Origin of the sequence: Enterococcus sp. HMSC061C05, assembly GCF_001814765.1 — a bacterium.
Classification (GTDB): Bacteria; Bacillota; Bacilli; order Lactobacillales; family Enterococcaceae; genus Enterococcus_B; species Enterococcus_B lactis.
The window spans coordinates 22,897-42,324 of sequence record NZ_KV817738.1 but is presented as its reverse complement, the minus strand read 5'-3'; the positions used below and the strand labels follow the sequence as shown (position 1 = coordinate 42,324).

The window sequence follows — 19,428 nt, the reverse complement described above, 5'->3', positions numbered from 1 at the left end:
TATTTGAAGTACATCAATTACTTATTGTCAAAGATAGATATAATACGCATCAGCTTCCGAAGTAGCAGAATTTACCTTATGGAGTCCTTCTAATTTGATGTGGAGTTCTTTGGCAACTTCTTGAATATATTTGTTAAATATACTATTTTCTAATTTTAAATAATTAGCAATCTCTATAGAAATAATTTTTTTACGTTCTTTTCCTATGAACTGAATATTAAACTGTCTTATTACACTGTTTCTATCACTTTCATTAGGAAAGCTACTTATCATCGATACATATTCTTTTATAGACATAAGAGTACTTTTTATCATTTGAAATTCATCCATAATTTCACCTTCTCTAATTATTTTAATTTTAATTTAATTATACATGATGCTTTTGTTTCTATCCATTTTTTTGCTGAAGAGAAAATAGGGCAAGGAAAGTTTAGCGACTATCGCTAGGCGAAAAGATAAACAGCTTCTTTTTTATTTTTTAGTTACATAGACATTCAGAAAAAAAGACAATCAACTAGTGATCGTCTTTTAGAAGGTTACCAATTCATTTTATAATATTGCTAGAAAATAAGATAAGAGCAAGACCTAAAATATTTACAAAAAAATGGAAATCTAAAAAAATAGCATTAAGAATAACAAGTATCATTCCGATGTATAAAAATATATTAGTGTTAAGTTTGTTGATAGGTGTCATGTTTCTACCTCCAATCACTTTTAGAAAAGAGTATCTCTTATTCATTTTGTAGTCAATACCTTAATAAAAATGTTGGCAGAAATAAGAAGAATCAAGATGAAACAGATAGATGTCTATTAATAGTACTAGTATAAAGACAAAAACAACAAGTGAAAAAATTTGTAGTTATAAAAGTATAACAATTAATCATTCTTATAAAGATAACGTAAAACAACGATGAAAAGAATAAGTGATAAAAACAACCCAACTACGTAAAAAAATAATGCTGAAAGCGATTGATAAAATGTATATTTCACTATTTTTATGATAAAAATTGCTGTAGGAAGAAAAGAAAGCATTAATATAACTGTTTTTCTAGAACGTTTAGTGAAGTAAAAGAAAGAGCTGATACCAATACAGACTGGAATCCAAAATAAAAGCATGCTAAATGTGACCACCGTATCATCTCCCATATCGTCTTATGTCAATTAGGATAATAGCACTTTATCAACTAATAACCAAATATTAAGGATAATGGTTCCGAATGGACGACAAACATCCCAGAATGAAAAAGTCAGAAAACCAGAACTAACTGCAATAAAAGCAAAGTTTAAAAAATACGGTGTTCCTACAGAAGTAGCGTATAAAGTTGCGAGCAATTGTATTGCCGCTATAATTCTTTTGCCATCATTCGGGTTGAAAACTCAAGTAGTTAACGAAGAACCAACAGAAAGTAGATAGATATGAGATTATTAATCAGAGTTCTCGCTCGTTCATTAACCAATTGTTGTGATTTTCCTGAAATTTTACATCTTTAAACCTTATATCGAGTGATTATCCTTGTGTTAGTATTATATCCGTGTTACAGTAAATAAGTAATCTAATTTGAAACGTAATCTGAGCGATATATTCACACTATAAAAACTCCTTTTACAAAGTAATATTAATTGCAACAAAACACGTATTATATACGTATCAGGAGGAAATATATATGAATAACGGTACAGTAAAATGGTTTAACTCAGATAAAGGTTTTGGTTTCATCACTGGTGAAGATGGAAATGACGTATTCGCTCATTTTTCAGCGATCCAAGGAGAAGGCTTTAAGTCTTTAGATGAAGGCCAAGCAGTTACTTATGATATTGAAGAAGGTCAACGTGGTCTTCAAGCAGTAAATATCGTAAAATAATGTTGAACGTTAACCGCCTCATATGAGGTGGTTTTTTTGTTTATGTTGGTAGAAAAAATCCTTCACTGTAGTATTAGGTGAGGGATTTTTTTCGTTCATTGATTAAGTTTAACACTATTGTTTGCTTTAGTTTGTTTATTTTCTGTTACTCAGTTTTTACTTGCTTTGATAGTTTTTTCTGAAACCGTCAAATCATAAAGAAGATACTTTTCTGAGCAAAGGAATTTACATATTTTACCAAATATGGTTTAATGGTTTAAACATATAAACCAAAGAGGTGAGCTACAATGATTAGACATGACCGTTTAAAAGCAGAACTAGAATCATTGAGTGGTTTTTTAGCAGCGTTAGGTGACACAAAAAGACAATTGATCTTGATTAGACTATTAAATGAAAAAAGCTGTCATGGTTTGCAAGTAGGAGAACTAACTGACGATACAGGTTTATCAAGACCAGCAGTATCGCACCACTTGAAAATTTTAAAAGACGCCGATTTATTAGAGGTCAGAGAAGAAGGAACTAAAAATTTTTACTATCTAAAATACGAAAATAAAAATATATACAAATTAAGAGATTTTTTGAATGACGTAATAACTGAAATAGAGGAGCTAAAAGACAGTGAAGAAAATTCTGATCGTTGAAACAAACGTCAATCAATATAAAGGAACAAATAAAGCTACTGGGCTTTGGCTAGGAGAAACAGTAGAATTTTTAGCAGAAATCTATAAATATCAGTTTGAAGCTGATTTTGTTAGTCCGTTAGGTGGCTATGTGCCGATTGATCCTAGAAGTATGAAAAATCTAGATCCTGATGTTATGGACATTTATTCTAATGAAATATTTATTGAAAAAGGTTTGAGGAATACGTTGTCTCCTGCAAACGTAAAGAGTGAAGATTATATTGCTATTTACTTTACCGGAGGACATGGTGTGATGTGGGATTTTCCAGAAAATAACGCATTACAAAAAATAGCGAGTGATATTTATGAATCAAATGGCTATGTATTATCTGTGTGCCACGGTATAGCAGGTTTATTGAATATCAGACTTGCTAATAATGACTATTTAATAGCAAATAAAAAATTGACTGGTTTTACTAAAACGGAGGAACGATTAGCGATGAAAAGTAAAGTAGTTCCTTTTGATAATGAAGAGATGACTGTAAGGAGAAAAGGACATTTTATCAAAAAGCGTTTCTTTAAGAGTCATGTGGTAAAGGATGGACATCTGATTACTGGACAAAACCCGTATTCAACAAGAGAACTAGCACGAACATTCATCAAGGAGGTTATCTAAATGCAAACAGTTATTGGCAGTAATGGCCAAATTGGATACGAATTAGCAAAAGAACTCAATCAAACGTACGGGAAACAGCTGCGCTTAGTTAGTCGAAATCCGAAATCAATCAACGATACAGACGAACTAATCTCAGCGGATATTTTAGATCGTGAGGCAACTATTCGTGCTGTAGCAGGAAGTGAGATTGTTTATTTTGCTGCAGGATTACCGATGGACTCCGAACAGTGGAAAACAAAATTTGAAATCATGTTAGAAAATGTCATACAGGCTTGCAAAGAAACAAAGGCGAAATTAGTTTTTTTCGATAACACTTATATGTACGAAAAAAATGACACGGAACAATTTGAGGATAGCAAATTTATTTATGATGGTATCAAATCCACTGTTCGAGCTAAAATGGCAGATCGGCTAGTGACTGAAATGGAGAATCCTGACATCGATGTGATGATTTGTCGCGCTCCTGAATTTTATGGACCTAATAAGACGCAAAGTATTACAAACAGTTTATTGTTTAACCGAGTGAAAGACGATAAGACTGCTTTGGTACCAATTTCTGATCAAACTTTAAGGACCTTGATTTGGACACCTGATGCTAGTAAAGCCATGGCACTTTTAGCAAATCATCCTGACACTTATAACCAAACTTGGCATCTACCTTGTGATGTAAGTCGAACATATGAAGAGATGATAAAGTTGATGGAAGAAAAGTTGTGCAAACCGGTAAAATATAAAGTGATCAAACAATGGATGTTTGATCTTGGTTCTATATTCAATAAAAATATGCAAGAGCTAAAAGAGTTACTACCTAGATATCATTATGATAACAAGTTTAATTCTGATAAATTTAAAAAGAAATTTCCAGATTTTGAAATAACAACATTCTCCAATGCATTAGACGAATTATTCAAATTAGAAAAGTAATGCTACTCGAGAGAAAAAGCGATAGTTGCCATCCACTAAATATGGAAAGTCAACTATCGCTTTTTCGTTTTATCTCATTACTAGAATAACAGTTGCCAAGTAAAGCCAAACTTGTCAGTCACCCAGCAAACTTCCGTATACTTCTCGTAATTTTTTTCATGCATCATTACGGTTCCGCTATCTTTTAATGTATGAAATGCCTGATCAAATTCTTCCTGATTATCTACTTCAATCAAAATGGTAGATGCCCAGGTGGAGACAGGTGCAGGGAAATCTTTTGACATATCCAAAAATCCAATTACTTGATTGCCTAATTTAAGTTCGCCTTCAAGGATAAGATTCGATTCCTCTTTATTGGCATCTCCATACCGATTCAACTTGGTGATTTGGGAGTTAGGAAAAGCTTTGTGATACCAATTGATTGCTTCTTCTGCTTGACCATTATATGTCAAAAACGGTAATAGTTGCTTCATCTTTTTCCCTCCTGATTCCTTTTTTGAGATCGATTGCAAAGCGATTGTAACATGGAATGGGTAAAAAAGACTAAAGATAGGAACTAAATCGAAATGGTCATTCATCAGTCTAGTATTTATATAAAAAGGCAGACAGCAAATATAATAGGGCAATATGTGCCGGATAAAAGATATAAAAGAAATATTTCATTCCTTTTCCTTTTTGTCCGTTATATAGCAAGATTGGGATGATTGAAAAGATCATTATCCACTGGGTCGTACCTAGAAAGAAGAATATTCCAGCAACAATCGAAATGATGACACATTGAATGTTACGGTGATTTCTTGCTAAATAAAGCAAAGGAATCAAAAGAACCATAAAATTATTTTCTGCTAAAAGCAGTGCAGGTAAAAATGATGTAATCAGCATAAAAACAACTTTGTTTTGAAGGATAACAGGACTAGAAAATAACAACGGGATAAATAATGAGAGCAAGATTGGTAAAATGAATAAGAAAATACTTGTAACAATCTTTTTCCAACTTCCTGTATTTTTTCCCTCAGTGAAAAGATCGATTGCATACATCATGACCGTACCAATAAACAGATCTCTGAAAATGTTATTCATCAATACCACTTCATCATAATGAACGATATTACCTAAAAAATAAGTAAAGAAGGCCATAAGTACCATTGAGAGATAAAGCCGCTGCATATATTTCTTTTTATCATGTGTATGTGAGAAGCCTACAACGCTTATAAAAAAGAACAAAGTAGCAACTGGTCTACCAAACCAATCCAGCCAGTCGGGGGCACCAAACGGATAAAACATTTGATGAATGTGATCGACAAACATCAATGTAATCCCTAAAATTTTCAAGTCAAAGGTAGAAAGTCCTCTTTTCGAACGAACAGTATTCAAATTTTTCCCTCCTAATGATTAAATAAATGAAACAAGTGACAATCACATTATTAATGAATTGAAGTAAGAAATACAATCGAAAAGTCGAACATTTTTGTCATGTGAATCACTGCAAAAATCAAAACAAAGTAGAAATTATCTTTGGAATATCAGAGAATGAGGGGGGAAATAGTATGTAACTATAATTAAATGATGTAAACTTATAATCTGCAAATAATTTCTATGCCAATGTATCATGAACCTAAAAGTAATCCAATTTGTCTAAACGTTTATCTATAATAAAAATGTGCGAAATACCGCACTTTTTTATCTTTTTATTTAGTTTTAATGCAAAAAATCAAGTTACAAGATAAATTAGGTGGGATTTTGTTACTATGAATAACATAATAGGATAGAAAAGTGGATTGATTTGAGATCTTTTTATACTTCAAAAAAGATAGCCCCCAACTACCAAAATCATATTTCGGTAGTTGGGAAAAACGTGTTTATACATTATTTTTTATTCAAAAAAAATAGCACAATGGCAAAGATCATAAGCGAGAGCATAAGCCCCAAGGAATGACTAAAAAGAAAAGCAGAATCACATGCCATGTCATCCCAAATTTCTTCCAGAAAATAAATAAGCGGAAAAAAGGGAAGAAATAGCAAAACATCGATCCAACACCATTTTTTTCTCCTTTTGAAATAACATAAAACAATAAACATGAATGTGCAGGGAAGTAAAAACAAAGCTTTACTCATAACTAACAAAATACCAGCTCCTTTTATTTTTTTCTCCCCCACATTCAAAGAGTAACAATGGTATGTACTTAATAATAGAAAAATGGATTAACTTGTATGAATATCAAATGAAAAGATCTATACCAAAATAAAAAACTTCCAGCCAAAATTGGCTGGAAGCTTATTTTTTTCTGAAATATCCTAACACACAAATGAAAAAGATGGCCGAAGCTAATAAACCGATTTCGTAGTAAAACAATGAAATACCAGAGTCATAATAATAAAATCCTCTGATTTTATGGATAAAATAAATCATTGGACAAGCAGATAAAAGTAAGTATTTGTTCGGTTTTTTGAATAAGTAAAAGAAAATACTGGTCATTATGATGAATGGTATCCAAAATAAAAGTTTACTTAAGACAATCAAATGATCAACTCCCATATTTTTTACCAAGAGAGATCATACCATCTTTATCGCCAAAACAAAATATTTTTTTGTACCGTTTGAAATTTTAATTAGGATTATTGAATTAGTTCTGAATACTATAAAATTCAATTAGAAATCACCTTGTTCTTATCAAAAATATAAAAATCGCCTCTCATTCATGGAGAGGCGAAAGTTCCTAGTTTAACTCGATTTTTTTCGTTTCTTTTGGATGGTGCGCCGTTTTAGGTAATGCTAATTTCAGTACACCATTTTTAAAGGATCCGGTGATTTTTTCTTCATCAACATCAGGAAGATAGAATGAACGTTTGTAAGAGACCGAATGTCTTTCTTTCCGTACATAGTTGCCATTTTCTTTATCTTCCGTATGGGACTCATGGTTGGCGGAGATCGTCAAAGTGTTGTTTGAATATTCAACTGTCGTGTCTTCTTTGTCACAGCCAGGCATATCAGCTGTTAGTTTGTATTCTTTTTCGTTTTCAACTAAATCTACTTTTGGATAACTTGAAACACCTAAAAAATCATTGAACGCTGGACTAAACACATCATTGAAATCAGGGAACATGTCGCGAATGCTAGGTACATTTGCCATTGTTGATCATCCTTTCAATAGAGTATTTTTTATTTATCCCTATTTATGTAATAACTCTATTTTGAAAAAAATTCAAGTATAACGGTTGTCTTTGTGAATGTTTCATCTAGTGAATTACAAAGGTTATCTTTCTAATTTGAGAAAGGGTTTGCTAGAATAATAGTAAGAAAATAATTTGGAGAGGAGAAAATATGGCAAAAACCACAAATCCCTATTGGCGAGAAGAAAGCAGAATCTATCATTTAGAATTAGAAATCGCTAGGACAAACAATCCACAAAAGAAACGTGAACTCGGCTATCTTTTAGAAAAAGAAAAAACAGCTTTGCAGCAACGAAAATGGCGAGATCGAGAAGCGCGAAATTACCAAATAAAAACGATACGTAAAACCCGTAGAAGAAAAATCGTCTATTACACATGTTGTATAACAGGAATCATCATCGTGTCATTTTTTATAATAAGCAAATTCTTTTACCCAAATGTAGAAAAATTGGATTTAGAAAACCATCCGGCGACTAATTTTATTACACAACTGACAAAAAGCGAAGTGGATACCACAAATTTAACAAGAGAGCAAGTAGAGAAGTGGGCATACTATCATTTGAAGTTAGAAGATCCAACTATTGTAAGCGCTAACCATTATTGGTTTGACGTTCGTATCAATCAAGTTAGAGAAGTAGAAGTAGATATTTTTATGGAAGAAGTAGCTGTAGCAAACTATGTAGTTGACGCAAATGGTCACTTATATCGTATGACTGCATCTGACAAAAAAATGGTGGCGAATAAATGGGACGTACCAGAGAATTTTGAAATAGAAAACGCGAACGATTGAGATACTCGTTCGCGTTTTTTCAAAATAAAATAGCGTTAAAACACACAATGAACAGACAGAAATGTGAAACTTTCTATATCATCAAAACGGTGTGCCGTACGCATCAGTAATCGAGATCACTCCATCTGGGGACACTCGATAGAAACCGACACTTCCTGATCCTCCTTGGGCACGAGTCTGCTTGCTAGAAGTCGTGAACAAATAATCTTGATCGATTTTTTGATAAAAGCTAGTAACGATATCTTCACTTTGTAATTCGGAACGATGAGCAATAAGAAATAGAAGTGCTTCATCAGAGTTTTCCAATGGAAGAGAAGGTTCAGTTCTTTCCTGCATTTCAGATGTTGAAGAAATGGGAGACGACTGAATGCTTGATTGGCTATATTGCGAATCTATATTACTAGTAGAAGTATTAGTAATGGAAGCAGTAGAAGTACTTTTAGTCGAACCGACTTCAGTTGTTGAATTGGTTAGTGAAGATTCATTGAGAGAATTCTTTGTAGCATTTCCACAGGCTGAAAAAAGTAGTGCAACCCCCAACAATCCTATGTAAATCCCTTTATTCATGATGGTACCTCCTAAAATAGATTATCTTAATTCAGTATACCACTTCCCATGTGGAATCAGATGACTTCAAATGAAAAAACCTTCCCACTAATGGGAAGGTTCATGAAGATAATAGCTTTTTTAATAATTATAGCTTTCTAATATCTTTCATCAACTTTTCTAGTAATCATAGGGAAAAATTTCAAGCAGTAGATCGCACAAATACCTACGATGATATAAATGATTTTCGCAAAAATAGTTGTTGAACCACCAGCAATCATAGCTACTAAATCAAATTCGAACAAGCCTACCAACAGCCAGTTCAGCCCTCCCACAATCAATAAAGTTAATGCAATAGCATCTAAAGTTTTCATTAGAATTCTCCTTTCTTAAATGATAAAATAATTATATATCAAAAAGAGAAACATTGCTTATATAACGCTCATAGATTTTAGCAAATGATGCAAAAAAAGGAAAAACAAGTAAAGGTATCGCAGATAATGCCTTCAATCAAAAAAAGAAATAGACTTACAAAACGTCTGATTTTCAACATTGACAGTCAGAAATACTTGATGAGCTCCGATGAGGGATGAGGAATGACTTGCGGACTCACTTATCCATAAAATAAACGATAGCCTTCTCGAAAACTCGAGAAGGCTATCTGACGATTCAATATTCATTAATTTAAAGTTTCAGTGACTATTACTAACTATTACTTATTTCTCATTTAAACGATGTATTCCCTAACCTCTAATACATCCTTGTAACTCTGAAGTTACGCCAGTTTTGAATAAATTTCATAAAAACAAATGAAAAGTGTCGCATAAAAATATCTTTCGTGTTTCTCTAGTATAACAGAATAAGAAGAAAAAGTCCAGAAGGGATGTTTTTAGCTCATTTTAAAATAACTTTTTAATCAGGGTTAAGTTTGCTATACTTGTTTTTGAGGTGATTTGGCAAGTGAAAAAAAAGATTGGAATAGTAATGCTATTCACTGCTTTATTAACAGGATGTGTTTCATTAGCGAATAATTGGTTGGAACATGAAGGTACTTACTTAGTGGCTCATCGTGGCGCACACATTATTGCGCCTGAGAATACGGTGGAGAGTATCCATCAAGCAAAAATATTAGGCTACCAAGCAGTCGAGATTGATGTTCGGACAAGTAGAGACGGCGTGAATTTTTTGATGCATGATGACACATTGGATCGAACAACAGATGGAACGGGGAAACCAGAGACATACACGATCAAACAACTAAAGAAGTTTAATTTAGATACGAAAAACTATCCAGAATACGTAAATAAAAAAGTTAAGATACCTACTTTTGAAGAAGCCGTAAAGGAAATCAAAAAAAATAACTTGATTGTCAACGTGGATGGTTCAAAAGGAAACTGGCAGGATGAACATTTTGTTAATGAGATCGTAAACACGCTAAAACAAAATAGTGTGTATGAACGTTCATTTTTTGTACTGACGGATAAAAAGATCCGAGACGAAGTCGTAAAGAATCATCCTGACTGCACAGTATCTTGGTTATATGACCAAAAAAATAAACTTGAAGATGAGATTGAACAAGTAAAAAGTTATAAAAAAGCGTTGCTCTCAGTATCTAATGATGCTGCTACAGAAGAAACAATCAATAAACTAAATAAATCTGGAATCGAGTATCAAGTGTATGGGGTGAATGACGTTAAACGATTTGAAGTGTTAAAAAAATCATCCGTTCCAATCGTAGAAACGGATGAAATCAATCCTAGTGATTTATAAAAATAGAATAATTAATTATATCCGTTTCTTTTAAAGAAGCGGATATTTTAATGGAATAAATACTATTTATCGAGAAATCAATGTTTTTCTTTTTGTGAATAATAAAGATCAACTACAATATTTTGAGGGTGGTTACCGAAATGGCGCCCAAAAATCGTCAATCCGCCTTTGTTCTTAGCCTCTTTGTCGACACCGATTCTGAATTTGATAAAAGGGGAGTGCTGCAATTTTAAATCAGAGAGATTGATTATTGATAGCTGCTCTCCATCTATCCCGGTGTCTTTTGTATTGATGCGCAAGTGCTTTAACATACCGTATTGGCTGAAGCGACTGTCCCACCAGTCAGGCGTCAATCTTCCGCGGACGTCGGAGTAATTGCCTTTGGCGGTCCAAGTGCCAACTTTTACATCATTGATATAAAAGGAAATATCGCTTGGCCAGTTGTTGTTGGAAACTGGGAATTCAGAAGAAAGCTCTAGAGAAATATCCAATAGTTCCGGTTGATCGGAAGCTTCTAAAGGATTAGGGAAAATATATTCTACATACCCATCTGAAAACCACAAAAGGGAAGCGTCAACTCGTTCGTTTGATACGAATGAACGCAAGTCATCCATTTTTCCAATCACTTTTTCAGGACTAGCTAATCCGCAAGAAGGCTGCACAGAAAAATCCGAAAAATAACCCAAAGCAATCTCGTGGCTCTTTTTTTTATAAGGAAGATAGATTTGTTGAGGGAAGTGGATTTCTATTTTGTCCACGGATAAAGAATAAATCTTCTTTCGATTGTCTTCCTCCACTTCGCTAAGTTCCAAAAGAGAAATAAGTGAAGCTTCTTCAAGAACTTTTAAGTGCCGAGAGATGATGGCTTTGCTTAAATTCATTTGTTGGGCTAGTTCACTAGAAGTCTGTGGTTTTTGTGCTAGTTTGTCCAATATGATTAATCGAGTTTCTGCTGATAGTGCCTTGTAAACAAGAAGTGAATCTAGATCAAGGGAGAGTTCCATAGCGGATCTCCTTTCTTTTTATTTCGTTTCAAGTTTACTATATATAGAACTTTTGTACAAACTAAACATAAATATAAACCGTTTGGTTTACTGTTTATAATCCTTTTAATATCTTTTTGACAGCGTTTTCTTCCGTGTGTTATGATTTAATAAACAAGCCGTTTGATAAAAAGTAAACGAAAGAGTTGACTAAAAAGGAGAGAGGAAAATGAAGTTAAGAAAACAATGGATGGCATTATCTGTAGCAACACTTGCAATAACCGGTTTAGCTGCTTGCGGTGAGGGGAATACTTCTTCAGGAAACAAAAATGAGATTCTTTTATGGTCTTCTGCTACGGGACCAGATGGGGAGAAGATAAAAAAGAATATCGACGAATATAATCAAACAAACCCTGATTTCCCTGTAAAATTTGTTTCAATGGCTGCTGATACATTTACTTCTCGGCTCACTACTGCTGGAAAATCAGGAAGAGGCGTCCCAGATATTGCGCTTGTTGCATCCGAAGCCCTTCCTACTTATAAGAATCAGGACATGCTTGAAACTTGGAATGAAATGATAGCGGATACAGAATTGAAAAAAGAGAATTATGTAGAAATTGCTTGGGAAGTAGGAAAATTAGAAGAGAATCAATATGGTATCCCAGCAACGATGGGCTCGTGGATCATGTATTACAATAAGGATCTAGTAGAAAAATACCATCCTCAAGCGTTAGATGATGAGATCATCACCTACCAAGAGATAGAAGAAGCCGGACAAAAAGCAAAAGAAGATGGGATATATAGTTATGGGTATACTTGGGGGATGCAGAACTATTCGAACCTTTATCAGCAGATGGGAGGAGAATGGCTAGATAGCGGGAATAACATCGATATAAACAATGAACATTCGTATCGAACAGTAGAAGAATTCAAAAAGCTTCATGATAATAAGTTGATGGTTCCAGAAGGTGAGGATGCAAATAAATTATTTTTGAATCAAAGACTCCTCTTCTTACCAGAAGGAACGTGGATGTTGGGACAAATGGAAAAAATTAGTGATTTTCAATGGGGAACGACCTTCACGCCACAATGGGATGCAGAAAATCTTGTTCAAGGAACAGGTGTTGATCAATTCGCAATGTTCAAAACGAGAGAGGAACGTTCGGACGATAAAAAAGCTGGTATGGTCGATTTTTTGACTTGGTTGCAAAGCAATCAATTGGAATGGATCAAATCAGGAGCAAACCCTACTTCATTAGCTATGTTAGAGAATGAATCGTATACGGATATGCCTCAATCATTTTTATTGGCGACTGAAAAGGGTCAGGAAGCTTTATCGGTAAACGATCAAGATGGTCTTTCTTATGTATTTGCTGAGTATGATAATCGTTCTTGGGATATGATTACCGGAAAGGCGGATATTAAAGAAACTTTTGAAGAAATCCAAAAAGTAGTGGATGAAAAAATGAAGTAACCGAAAGAAATCGAACGAATCTGAAGTGAGAGGAGTGCACAAATATTGAAGAACAAAGGGAAAATAAGTTTGTGGCCTGCTTTATTTATTGGTCCGCATATGCTTTTATTTGTCCTATTTTTTCTTATTCCAGCAATGATTGGTATTTACGTATCAATGACAGAATGGGATCTATACAGTCAGCCTGTATTTGTTGGATTAGATAACTTTCGGACGTTGCTATGGGATACAGATTCTATTTATCATACTCAATTCATCAATGGATTCAAAAACACGATGCTTTTTGCTTTACTGTCAGTTCCGTTATGTATCGTGATTCCATTAGGTTTAGCTGCAGCGTTATCAGCTAAACCAAGACTTGCCCGTTTTTTTCAATCCATTCTTTACTTGCCTACATTATTCGCTATTTCAGCTGTAATGATCATCTGGGGGTTTTTACTTAGTCTTTCTTTTGGACCTATCAAAGAGCTCTTTGGATTTGATGTTCATTTAACAGGTACGCAACCATGGGCTTGGTTAGCGATAGTAGCTGTAACGATTTGGTGGACAGCAGGAGGTAATCTCATCATCTATACTGCAGCGCTTAGCAATGTTTCCCGAGAATTGCTAGAAGCCGCGGAGTTGGATGGTGCAAACAACGTCACTAAATTTTTCAAGATTTCTCTCCCGTCTATCAAAAATCAATTGTTGTTTACGACAGTTATGACAACGATTGCTCAGTTTAATATTTATGGGCAGCCTTTGATGCTGACAGGGGGTGGCCCAAATAATTCAACGCGCGTCTTGATGATGTATATTCAGGAAAATGCTTTTGGAAGCAGTACATCAGTAGCGGGAATGTCCTCCGCGATGGCTGTTCTTTTAGGGTTAGCTATCATGATCGTATCTATATTCCAATTTGTAAGCATAAAAAAACTAGAAAAGTAGAGGACATAAAATGAAAGATAATAAACTAGGTAAAAAAATCGCTTTTTTCTTGCTTCTAGCTGTTTGTATCATTTGGTTGTTCCCTTTGATCTGGGCTGTCTTCACTTCCTTCAAACCAGAAATGGAGATCCAAGCAACAGGTTTCAGTTTGTTACCACAGCAATGGACTTTAGCAAACTATTTGCAGCTGATGGGTAATGAATCGTCTCCCGTTTTTCGATGGTTTGTCAATTCGCTGATTATTTCACTTTCGCATATGCTATTAGTACTTTTTATCGTATCTATGTCTGCATACGGCTATACTCGTCTAACTTTTAAAGGTCGAGAGGTGATCTTTTCTCTTCTTTTAGGCACGATGATGTTTCCAACAGTAATGAATCTTATCCCTAATTTTAAGATCATTGATATGCTTGGTTGGACGAATACGTTTATGGCTGTCATCGTTCCTGGTGCAGCAGGTGTCTACAATATTTTTTTAGTGAGGCAATTTATTCTTGGAATCCCAAAAGAGCTAGACGAATCGGCAGTTGTTGATGGAGCAAATGAATTTCAAATCTTTTATTATATCATCCTGCCTTTGATCAAACCCGTATTGACAGTCGTTGCTTTATTCAGTTTTACCAGTTCATGGAATGATTTTCTTTGGCCTTCTATCGTTATCAATGATATAGATAAATTGCCAATTACTCCAGGATTACAGCTGCTGCAAGGTCAATATCTGACCTACCCAGGGATAGGTGCAGCAGGCGCGTTGTTGGCGCTTGTTCCTACATTCGCACTTTATTTAGTCGCACAGAAAAGCTTTATGAAATCAATGTCCCTACAAAGCGGGATCAAGTAAAGGAAGGTACGTTTTGATGAATAAAACCGAGTATCCAAGACCACAATTCGTTAGAAAAAAATGGCAGAATCTGAATGGAGAATGGCTTTTTGCGTTTGATGATCAATGTGTTGGAATGAAAGAAAAATGGGGGAGCCATCCGAAATATTATGATCAGAAAATCCTTGTTCCTTTTGTATATCAATGCCTGGAAAGTGGGATAAATGATCAAACGCCTCATGATATTGTTTGGTACTACCGTGAATTTGACATAAACAAACAGGATGGTCAGAGAGCAATCCTTCATTTTGGCGCTGTAGATTATTATGCGGATATATTTGTGAACGGACATCATGTCGGACGACATAGCGGTGGACATACCTCTTTTTCGTTTGATATAACCAATTATTTGACAAATAAAAAGCATCAGCAACTATCAGTAAGAGCAGAAGATCCTCATAAAGATGAGAGTATTCCGCGCGGAAAGCAATTTTGGCAAGAAAAACCTGAGGGAATCTGGTACACCAATTCAACGGGTATATGGCAAACTGTCTGGCTGGAAGTGGTGGAAGATGTTTATTTTTCTTACTTGAGATTCACCCCACTATTCGATGAAGGAAAAGTTGTAGCTGAGTTGGAACTAAATGAATTTAGAGAAGGATTAACTGTCGATTGCTGTATTGCTTTTAAAGGGGGAATTGTCGCAAAATTGTCCCATTCTTTTGTCGAAAAAAGAGTCATACTGACTGTTGACCTGTTGCAGAACTATATTTTTCGAACCAATTTCCATCATGAAGGTTGGTCCTGGACACCAGAGACACCCAATTTATTTGATGTAGAATTTGTATTGAAGCAAAAAGAAAATATAAAAGATGTTGTTTCCAGTTATTTTGGTCTGAGAAAGATACATCAAGAAAACGGAATGATTTATCTTAACAATAAACCGTACTATCAGAAGCTGATATTGGATCAAGGATATTGGCCAACTGGTTTAATGACTGCCCCGACTGATGATGCATTAGCAAAAGATATTCAAGTCGCAAAAGAAATGGGGTTTAACGGCTGCCGCAAACACCAAAAGACGGAAGAGCCCAGATTCCTCTATTGGGCGGATAAACTTGGCTACCTTGTTTGGGGAGAATGTGCGGCACCTGCTGTGTTTACACATGATTCCAGTAAACGTTTGATGCAGGAATGGACAGAAATCGTTGATCGCGATTATAATCATCCGTGTATTGTTACATGGGTACCGATCAATGAAAGCTGGGGAGTACCTAAAATTTCGTTTGACCGCCAGCAACAACATTTTTCCCAATCGCTGTACCATTATCTGCATAGTCTGGATACGACTCGTCTTGTTATTTCAAATGATGGCTGGGCAATGACGGAGACAGATATTTGTGCCATCCATCATTATGGACATGGAGAGGAAAAAGAGGAAGATAAGTATCAAGATTTCGTCACAACCTTAAGTACAAGAGAAGATTTGCTTAATCGACCGTCTACTCCGTGGTCAATATTTGCTAACGGGTTTATATATCAAGGTCAGCCCATTTTGTTGACCGAATTCGGCGGCATTGGTTTTGATTTTTCTGGGCAAAAAGGTTGGGGATATACCTCTGTGAAAAATGAGATTGATTTCATCAAAAACTACCGGCGAATCATAAATGCTGTATATAGATCAAAGGGGCTTTGGGGATTTTGTTATACGCAATTGACAGATGTAGAACAAGAAATCAATGGCTTGTTGACCTATGATCGACAACCAAAATGTGACTTGAAGGAAATAAAAAAAATCAATAATTCTTTCCGTACGCCGTACCTAGAATAATAATAAAACAGACGACAGAGGCAGTGAAAACAGTGTTCTGTTCTGAATATTAGAGAAGCAAAAAAGAAAAATAGCTACTTAAATTTTATTGTTTTTGAATACTATTTATTCAAATAAGGGGATGTGCCATCACTTTTGCCACATCCCCAATTGGGTCAAACTTGTTTAGTTGAATATATTTTTTACATAAGGATCTTTAATAGTTACATTGTCTTTTTTCATCACTTTATGGATTGTTTTGTCCATGAATTCCGTATCAAGAGTTTTTGTTTCCGTGGCGATTTTTTCTAGCTCTGATTTGTATTTATCTTTATTAGAACCTTTATCCTGTTTTTTTACCATTTTTACTAGATAATAGCTTTGCTGATAAGTCGTTGGATCTGTTACAGGAATGATATCAGAAACTTCCCCGTTGTTTAATTGAAATGCTGCTTTTTTTACTTCAGTAGGAATCCCTGGATTGGTTGAATCAAAATTCATTTTTCCATCAGTTTCCTTTAATGTTTTATTTTTACCATAAGTTTGAACAAGCTTGGAGAAATTTTCCCCTTCGTTTGCTTCTTTTTTTGCTTTATCTGCTTCTTCTTTAGTCGAAAGTGGGATGATCTGTGTACTAACTTCTGGATGGAATTCTTTCCAAGCAGTGTCTAGATCTTTATCTGTTAATTTTACATTGGCTTTCAAACCGTACTGGAAAGCCAGCATCTGTTTCAAAAGTTTCTTATATGTCTCTTCCGTTTGGCCAACTGCTTTTAATTGTTCCTTGTAGTTTGGACCAAGTTTTTTGATTTGTTCATTATATTCTTTTGTGACTTCCTTTGAAGAAATCTCTTTTCCGTATACATCATCAAATGCTTTGAAGACGATCATTTTTCTTAATAGTGTTTGATTGTTTGATTTAACTTTTGGGTTATCATAAAAATCCTGAACTGTAAGTGTTCCACCTTTAAACGTTGCAATTGTTTCATTGGACTTGCTACAACCTGAGAATAGCAAAATAGCAAATGCTGAAAGGCACATAATCAGTAGTTGTTTTTTCAAAAAATTTCCCATCCTTTCCTTATTAAAGACAGTCTAACAGAAGAACCAGGCAGACAGTCTTTCATTTTCGTAAGGTTGCTGTAGATATTCTTAGTTCGTAAAAATCTATTCTCTCTATGATGGAAAACATTTAGATAGTTTTCACGAGACAAGAAAGAAAAGGGTTGTTACACTTAATATAAAGGAGGGATGAAAGATGATTAGGATTATTCGGTTGATTGGATCTGTTTTAATAGTCTTAGTTGGTTTTGTTTTAGGTATTCTTGTCAATAATGCACTTGCGGATATGTTTATTGGAGACAGTGAATGGATTGGAGCAATTGCTGGTACGGTTGGACATTTAGTTGTTTTTTTACTAGCTTTATTTCTTGCTAGTAAGGTAGAAGGGAAAAAAGTGGAAGATTATGGTATTTCTGGACGTGGAAAAGACTGGGGATATTTAGTGGGAGGTCTCGTTGTTGGAATTGGAGTGTTTCTGCTTATTACTAGTCCATTATATTTGATGGGGGCGTATCGGTTAGATTCAGGAAACGCGAACATTGTGCCGCTGATCACGAGTTTTATTTTATTTATTGCAGTGGGGGCATCCGAAGAGCTTTTATTCCGTGGCTTTTTTCAGCATCAGCTGCTTAGATTTGGTCCATTAATAGCAATGATTGGATCTGCTGCATTATTTGCTCTTTTGCACGGATTGAATCCTAACATGACATTTCTGGCAGTTTTCAATATCTTTTTAGCAGGTTGCTTTTTCAGTGCACTTATCTACAGTACAGAAAGTTTATTTACGGCCATCGGTGCTCACATTACTTGGAATTGGACTCAAGGAGCTATTTTGGGTATACCAGTCAGCGGAACGCAAGAACAAGGTTTTTTCTCCACTCTGGTCCAATCGCAAAACACAATAATTACTGGGGGGAACTTTGGGGCTGAAGCGTCTATATCGACTACATTATTCTTGTTAGTCTTGATTGTTGGTTTGTTACTCTATGCATATAAAACAAAGCGGATGAAGAAATACACTGCTGTTTATCAATAAAAGATGAAGAAAGCAAGGCTGATATCGGTCTTGCTTTTTTAAGTCTTTCATTGATTAAATTAAAAAGTAAACAAATTCAAACAAATACACGACATCTTTTGTTAGATTTTCACAACTGACTGTCGTGTTCTCATCATTTTCATTTTATATAATTCCTTTATCAAATAGAAGGTAATTATATGGAGAGTGATAGAAATGAAGAAAACAGCGACCGTATTATTTGTTATTCTTGGGCTAAGTATAATTGCAACAATGATTGGAATCAGTACTTCTGCAAATGAACGGGCAAATGAGAATCTTTCATTTACTGTGAAAACTGATCGGATCGTTTATGACATGACACAACAAGTCATTACTATTCCGGTCAAACCAAACAAAAGCGTGAATGCTAGTGATGTACATGCTGTTCTAACATATGGTTGGGATGGTAATGGAAGTTCAGAAAAGGTTATTGGGGAAGTTTATTTAAAAGACGTACAATGGACCGCTGGTATTGAGTATACAATAATGATTTCTGCAGAACTATCGATTGATGAGATCAAGAGTAAAGATAAAGTTGATTTGATTGTTTTTTATGATGGACAGATGACGATTACGGAGAATTTGAAACCAAGCAGTTGGACAGTTGTTGGACCGCCGAGCAGTACGGAGAGCACAAGTAGTGAAAGCAGTACAGAAAGTACGAGCAGTGAAAGTAGCACAGAAAACACGAGTAGTGAAAGCAGTACGGAAAGTACGAGCAGTGAAAGTAGCACAGAAAACACAAGTAGTGAAAGCAGCACGGATAGTACGAGCAGTGAAAGCAGCACAGAAAACACGAGCAGTGAAAGCAGCACAGAAAGTACGAGTAGTGAAAATAGCACAGAAAACACGAGCAGTGAAAGTAGTACGGAGAGTACAAGCAGTGAAAGCAGTACGGATAGCACGAGTAGTGAAAGCAGTACGGAGAGCACAAGT

The 19,428-nt window shown here is 34.9% G+C and carries 23 protein-coding genes; 12 read left to right on the top strand and 11 right to left on the bottom strand.

Annotated elements, in window-relative coordinates; genetic code table 11:
• Nucleotides 1-27 precede the first annotated feature (27 nt).
• Both HMPREF2988_RS06315 and HMPREF2988_RS13880 read right to left on the bottom strand, forming a co-directional pair.
• Nucleotides 28-330, bottom strand: a complete 303-nt coding sequence (locus tag HMPREF2988_RS06315) for a hypothetical protein (RefSeq protein ID WP_002340703.1) — start codon at nt 328-330, stop codon at nt 28-30.
• A gap of 546 nt (nt 331-876) precedes the next feature.
• A complete protein-coding gene (locus HMPREF2988_RS13880) occupies nt 877-1,131 on the bottom strand; it encodes a hypothetical protein (RefSeq protein ID WP_024635284.1) in 255 nt (84 codons plus the stop codon).
• A 533-nt stretch (nt 1,132-1,664) separates the two neighbouring features.
• Here HMPREF2988_RS13880 and HMPREF2988_RS06300 point away from each other — a divergent pair.
• The 4 genes from HMPREF2988_RS06300 (at nt 1,665) to HMPREF2988_RS06285 (ending at nt 4,082) form a co-directional block, all read left to right on the top strand.
• Nucleotides 1,665-1,862: a cold-shock protein gene (locus HMPREF2988_RS06300; protein ID WP_002324896.1), complete on the top strand. Its 198-nt coding sequence runs from the start codon at nt 1,665-1,667 to the stop codon at nt 1,860-1,862.
• Nucleotides 1,863-2,149: 287 nt separating this feature from the next.
• Nucleotides 2,150-2,503, top strand: coding sequence for an ArsR/SmtB family transcription factor (locus HMPREF2988_RS06295; RefSeq protein ID WP_070770214.1), 354 nt, complete (start codon nt 2,150-2,152; stop codon nt 2,501-2,503).
• On the top strand, nt 2,481-3,158 hold the full coding sequence (locus HMPREF2988_RS06290; protein ID WP_002340700.1) for a type 1 glutamine amidotransferase domain-containing protein: 678 nt from the start codon (nt 2,481-2,483) through the stop codon (nt 3,156-3,158). The genes HMPREF2988_RS06295 and HMPREF2988_RS06290 overlap by 23 nt, the downstream gene beginning before the upstream one ends.
• Complete coding sequence (locus HMPREF2988_RS06285) at nt 3,159-4,082, top strand: NAD-dependent epimerase/dehydratase family protein (protein ID WP_002291928.1); 924 nt, start codon at nt 3,159-3,161, stop codon at nt 4,080-4,082.
• Between the two features lie 80 nt (nt 4,083-4,162).
• Here the strand turns inward: HMPREF2988_RS06285 and HMPREF2988_RS06280 are convergent, their stop codons facing one another.
• The 5 genes from HMPREF2988_RS06280 to HMPREF2988_RS06260 all read right to left on the bottom strand — a co-directional run bounded on the left by HMPREF2988_RS06280 (nt 4,163) and on the right by HMPREF2988_RS06260 (nt 7,213).
• A complete protein-coding gene (locus tag HMPREF2988_RS06280; RefSeq protein WP_070770213.1) occupies nt 4,163-4,555 on the bottom strand; it encodes a VOC family protein in 393 nt (130 codons plus the stop codon).
• Between the two features lie 109 nt (nt 4,556-4,664).
• Nucleotides 4,665-5,456: a TraX family protein gene (locus HMPREF2988_RS06275; protein WP_024635280.1), complete on the bottom strand. Its 792-nt coding sequence runs from the start codon at nt 5,454-5,456 to the stop codon at nt 4,665-4,667.
• 492 nt (nt 5,457-5,948) lie between these two features.
• A complete protein-coding gene (locus HMPREF2988_RS06270) occupies nt 5,949-6,239 on the bottom strand; it encodes a hypothetical protein (protein WP_002348415.1) in 291 nt (96 codons plus the stop codon).
• Nucleotides 6,240-6,357: 118 nt separating this feature from the next.
• The gene (locus HMPREF2988_RS13955; RefSeq protein ID WP_033606565.1) at nt 6,358-6,618 is read right to left on the bottom strand and encodes a hypothetical protein; all 261 of its coding nucleotides are present in this window, start codon (nt 6,616-6,618) and stop codon (nt 6,358-6,360) included.
• 181 nt (nt 6,619-6,799) lie between these two features.
• The gene (locus HMPREF2988_RS06260) at nt 6,800-7,213 is read right to left on the bottom strand and encodes an Hsp20/alpha crystallin family protein (protein WP_002340696.1); all 414 of its coding nucleotides are present in this window, start codon (nt 7,211-7,213) and stop codon (nt 6,800-6,802) included.
• A gap of 191 nt (nt 7,214-7,404) precedes the next feature.
• Between HMPREF2988_RS06260 and HMPREF2988_RS06255 the strand changes: the two genes are divergently transcribed.
• Nucleotides 7,405-8,043, top strand: coding sequence for a hypothetical protein (locus HMPREF2988_RS06255; protein ID WP_070770210.1), 639 nt, complete (start codon nt 7,405-7,407; stop codon nt 8,041-8,043).
• Between the two features lie 81 nt (nt 8,044-8,124).
• On the opposite strand, the gene HMPREF2988_RS06250 is transcribed toward HMPREF2988_RS06255, so the two are convergent.
• Nucleotides 8,125-8,610, bottom strand: a complete 486-nt coding sequence (locus HMPREF2988_RS06250; protein ID WP_070770208.1) for a hypothetical protein — start codon at nt 8,608-8,610, stop codon at nt 8,125-8,127.
• A gap of 137 nt (nt 8,611-8,747) precedes the next feature.
• Nucleotides 8,748-8,963 carry a DUF378 domain-containing protein gene (locus HMPREF2988_RS06245; RefSeq protein WP_002293281.1) on the bottom strand — a complete coding sequence of 72 codons (216 nt, stop codon included), beginning with the start codon at nt 8,961-8,963 and terminating at the stop codon, nt 8,748-8,750.
• Nucleotides 8,964-9,573: 610 nt separating this feature from the next.
• Between HMPREF2988_RS06245 and HMPREF2988_RS06240 the strand changes: the two genes are divergently transcribed.
• Nucleotides 9,574-10,359, top strand: coding sequence for a glycerophosphodiester phosphodiesterase (locus HMPREF2988_RS06240; RefSeq protein ID WP_083314608.1), 786 nt, complete (start codon nt 9,574-9,576; stop codon nt 10,357-10,359).
• Between the two features lie 77 nt (nt 10,360-10,436).
• Here HMPREF2988_RS06240 and HMPREF2988_RS06235 read toward each other — a convergent pair whose 3' ends face one another.
• Nucleotides 10,437-11,363, bottom strand: coding sequence for an ArsR/SmtB family transcription factor (locus HMPREF2988_RS06235; protein ID WP_002340691.1), 927 nt, complete (start codon nt 11,361-11,363; stop codon nt 10,437-10,439).
• 208 nt (nt 11,364-11,571) lie between these two features.
• On the opposite strand from HMPREF2988_RS06235, the gene HMPREF2988_RS06230 reads away from it, so the two are divergent.
• The 4 genes from HMPREF2988_RS06230 to HMPREF2988_RS06215 all read left to right on the top strand — a co-directional run bounded on the left by HMPREF2988_RS06230 (nt 11,572) and on the right by HMPREF2988_RS06215 (nt 16,394).
• Nucleotides 11,572-12,816, top strand: a complete 1,245-nt coding sequence (locus tag HMPREF2988_RS06230; protein WP_070770204.1) for an ABC transporter substrate-binding protein — start codon at nt 11,572-11,574, stop codon at nt 12,814-12,816.
• 99 nt (nt 12,817-12,915) lie between these two features.
• A complete protein-coding gene (locus tag HMPREF2988_RS06225; RefSeq protein WP_373887765.1) occupies nt 12,916-13,743 on the top strand; it encodes a carbohydrate ABC transporter permease in 828 nt (275 codons plus the stop codon).
• Nucleotides 13,744-13,753: 10 nt separating this feature from the next.
• Nucleotides 13,754-14,584 carry a carbohydrate ABC transporter permease gene (locus HMPREF2988_RS06220; protein WP_070770202.1) on the top strand — a complete coding sequence of 277 codons (831 nt, stop codon included), beginning with the start codon at nt 13,754-13,756 and terminating at the stop codon, nt 14,582-14,584.
• Between the two features lie 16 nt (nt 14,585-14,600).
• Complete coding sequence (locus HMPREF2988_RS06215) at nt 14,601-16,394, top strand: glycoside hydrolase family 2 protein (protein ID WP_070770200.1); 1,794 nt, start codon at nt 14,601-14,603, stop codon at nt 16,392-16,394.
• A 165-nt stretch (nt 16,395-16,559) separates the two neighbouring features.
• Here the strand turns inward: HMPREF2988_RS06215 and HMPREF2988_RS06210 are convergent, their stop codons facing one another.
• Nucleotides 16,560-17,447 (bottom strand): peptidylprolyl isomerase, encoded by an 888-nt coding sequence (locus HMPREF2988_RS06210; RefSeq protein WP_070770199.1) that lies wholly within the window; start codon nt 17,445-17,447, stop codon nt 16,560-16,562.
• Between the two features lie 184 nt (nt 17,448-17,631).
• Between HMPREF2988_RS06210 and HMPREF2988_RS06205 the strand changes: the two genes are divergently transcribed.
• Nucleotides 17,632-18,471, top strand: coding sequence for a CPBP family intramembrane glutamic endopeptidase (locus HMPREF2988_RS06205; protein WP_070770198.1), 840 nt, complete (start codon nt 17,632-17,634; stop codon nt 18,469-18,471).
• 195 nt (nt 18,472-18,666) lie between these two features.
• The coding region (gene sgrA / locus HMPREF2988_RS13875) for an LPXTG-anchored fibrinogen/nidogen-binding adhesin SgrA (protein WP_070770196.1) at nt 18,667-19,428 on the top strand (762 nt) is incomplete at its 3' end.

What these genes read in the sequence shown, in the direction of transcription:
- HMPREF2988_RS06315 (WP_002340703.1), bottom strand. Translation starts at nt 330, where the DNA reads ATGGATGAATTTCAAATGATAAAAAGTACTCTTATGTCTATAAAAGAA.
- HMPREF2988_RS06300 (WP_002324896.1), top strand. Translation starts at nt 1,665, where the DNA reads ATGAATAACGGTACAGTAAAATGGTTTAACTCAGATAAAGGTTTTGGT.
- HMPREF2988_RS06295 (WP_070770214.1), top strand. Translation starts at nt 2,150, where the DNA reads ATGATTAGACATGACCGTTTAAAAGCAGAACTAGAATCATTGAGTGGT.
- HMPREF2988_RS06285 (WP_002291928.1), top strand. Translation starts at nt 3,159, where the DNA reads ATGCAAACAGTTATTGGCAGTAATGGCCAAATTGGATACGAATTAGCA.
- HMPREF2988_RS06280 (WP_070770213.1), bottom strand. Translation starts at nt 4,555, where the DNA reads ATGAAGCAACTATTACCGTTTTTGACATATAATGGTCAAGCAGAAGAA.
- HMPREF2988_RS13955 (WP_033606565.1), bottom strand. Translation starts at nt 6,618, where the DNA reads ATGGGAGTTGATCATTTGATTGTCTTAAGTAAACTTTTATTTTGGATA.
- HMPREF2988_RS06260 (WP_002340696.1), bottom strand. Translation starts at nt 7,213, where the DNA reads ATGGCAAATGTACCTAGCATTCGCGACATGTTCCCTGATTTCAATGAT.
- HMPREF2988_RS06255 (WP_070770210.1), top strand. Translation starts at nt 7,405, where the DNA reads ATGGCAAAAACCACAAATCCCTATTGGCGAGAAGAAAGCAGAATCTAT.
- HMPREF2988_RS06250 (WP_070770208.1), bottom strand. Translation starts at nt 8,610, where the DNA reads ATGAATAAAGGGATTTACATAGGATTGTTGGGGGTTGCACTACTTTTT.
- HMPREF2988_RS06245 (WP_002293281.1), bottom strand. Translation starts at nt 8,963, where the DNA reads ATGAAAACTTTAGATGCTATTGCATTAACTTTATTGATTGTGGGAGGG.
- HMPREF2988_RS06240 (WP_083314608.1), top strand. Translation starts at nt 9,574, where the DNA reads ATGCTATTCACTGCTTTATTAACAGGATGTGTTTCATTAGCGAATAAT.
- HMPREF2988_RS06235 (WP_002340691.1), bottom strand. Translation starts at nt 11,363, where the DNA reads ATGGAACTCTCCCTTGATCTAGATTCACTTCTTGTTTACAAGGCACTA.
- HMPREF2988_RS06230 (WP_070770204.1), top strand. Translation starts at nt 11,572, where the DNA reads ATGAAGTTAAGAAAACAATGGATGGCATTATCTGTAGCAACACTTGCA.
- HMPREF2988_RS06225 (WP_373887765.1), top strand. Translation starts at nt 12,916, where the DNA reads ATGCTTTTATTTGTCCTATTTTTTCTTATTCCAGCAATGATTGGTATT.
- HMPREF2988_RS06220 (WP_070770202.1), top strand. Translation starts at nt 13,754, where the DNA reads ATGAAAGATAATAAACTAGGTAAAAAAATCGCTTTTTTCTTGCTTCTA.
- HMPREF2988_RS06215 (WP_070770200.1), top strand. Translation starts at nt 14,601, where the DNA reads ATGAATAAAACCGAGTATCCAAGACCACAATTCGTTAGAAAAAAATGG.
- HMPREF2988_RS06210 (WP_070770199.1), bottom strand. Translation starts at nt 17,447, where the DNA reads ATGGGAAATTTTTTGAAAAAACAACTACTGATTATGTGCCTTTCAGCA.
- HMPREF2988_RS06205 (WP_070770198.1), top strand. Translation starts at nt 17,632, where the DNA reads ATGATTAGGATTATTCGGTTGATTGGATCTGTTTTAATAGTCTTAGTT.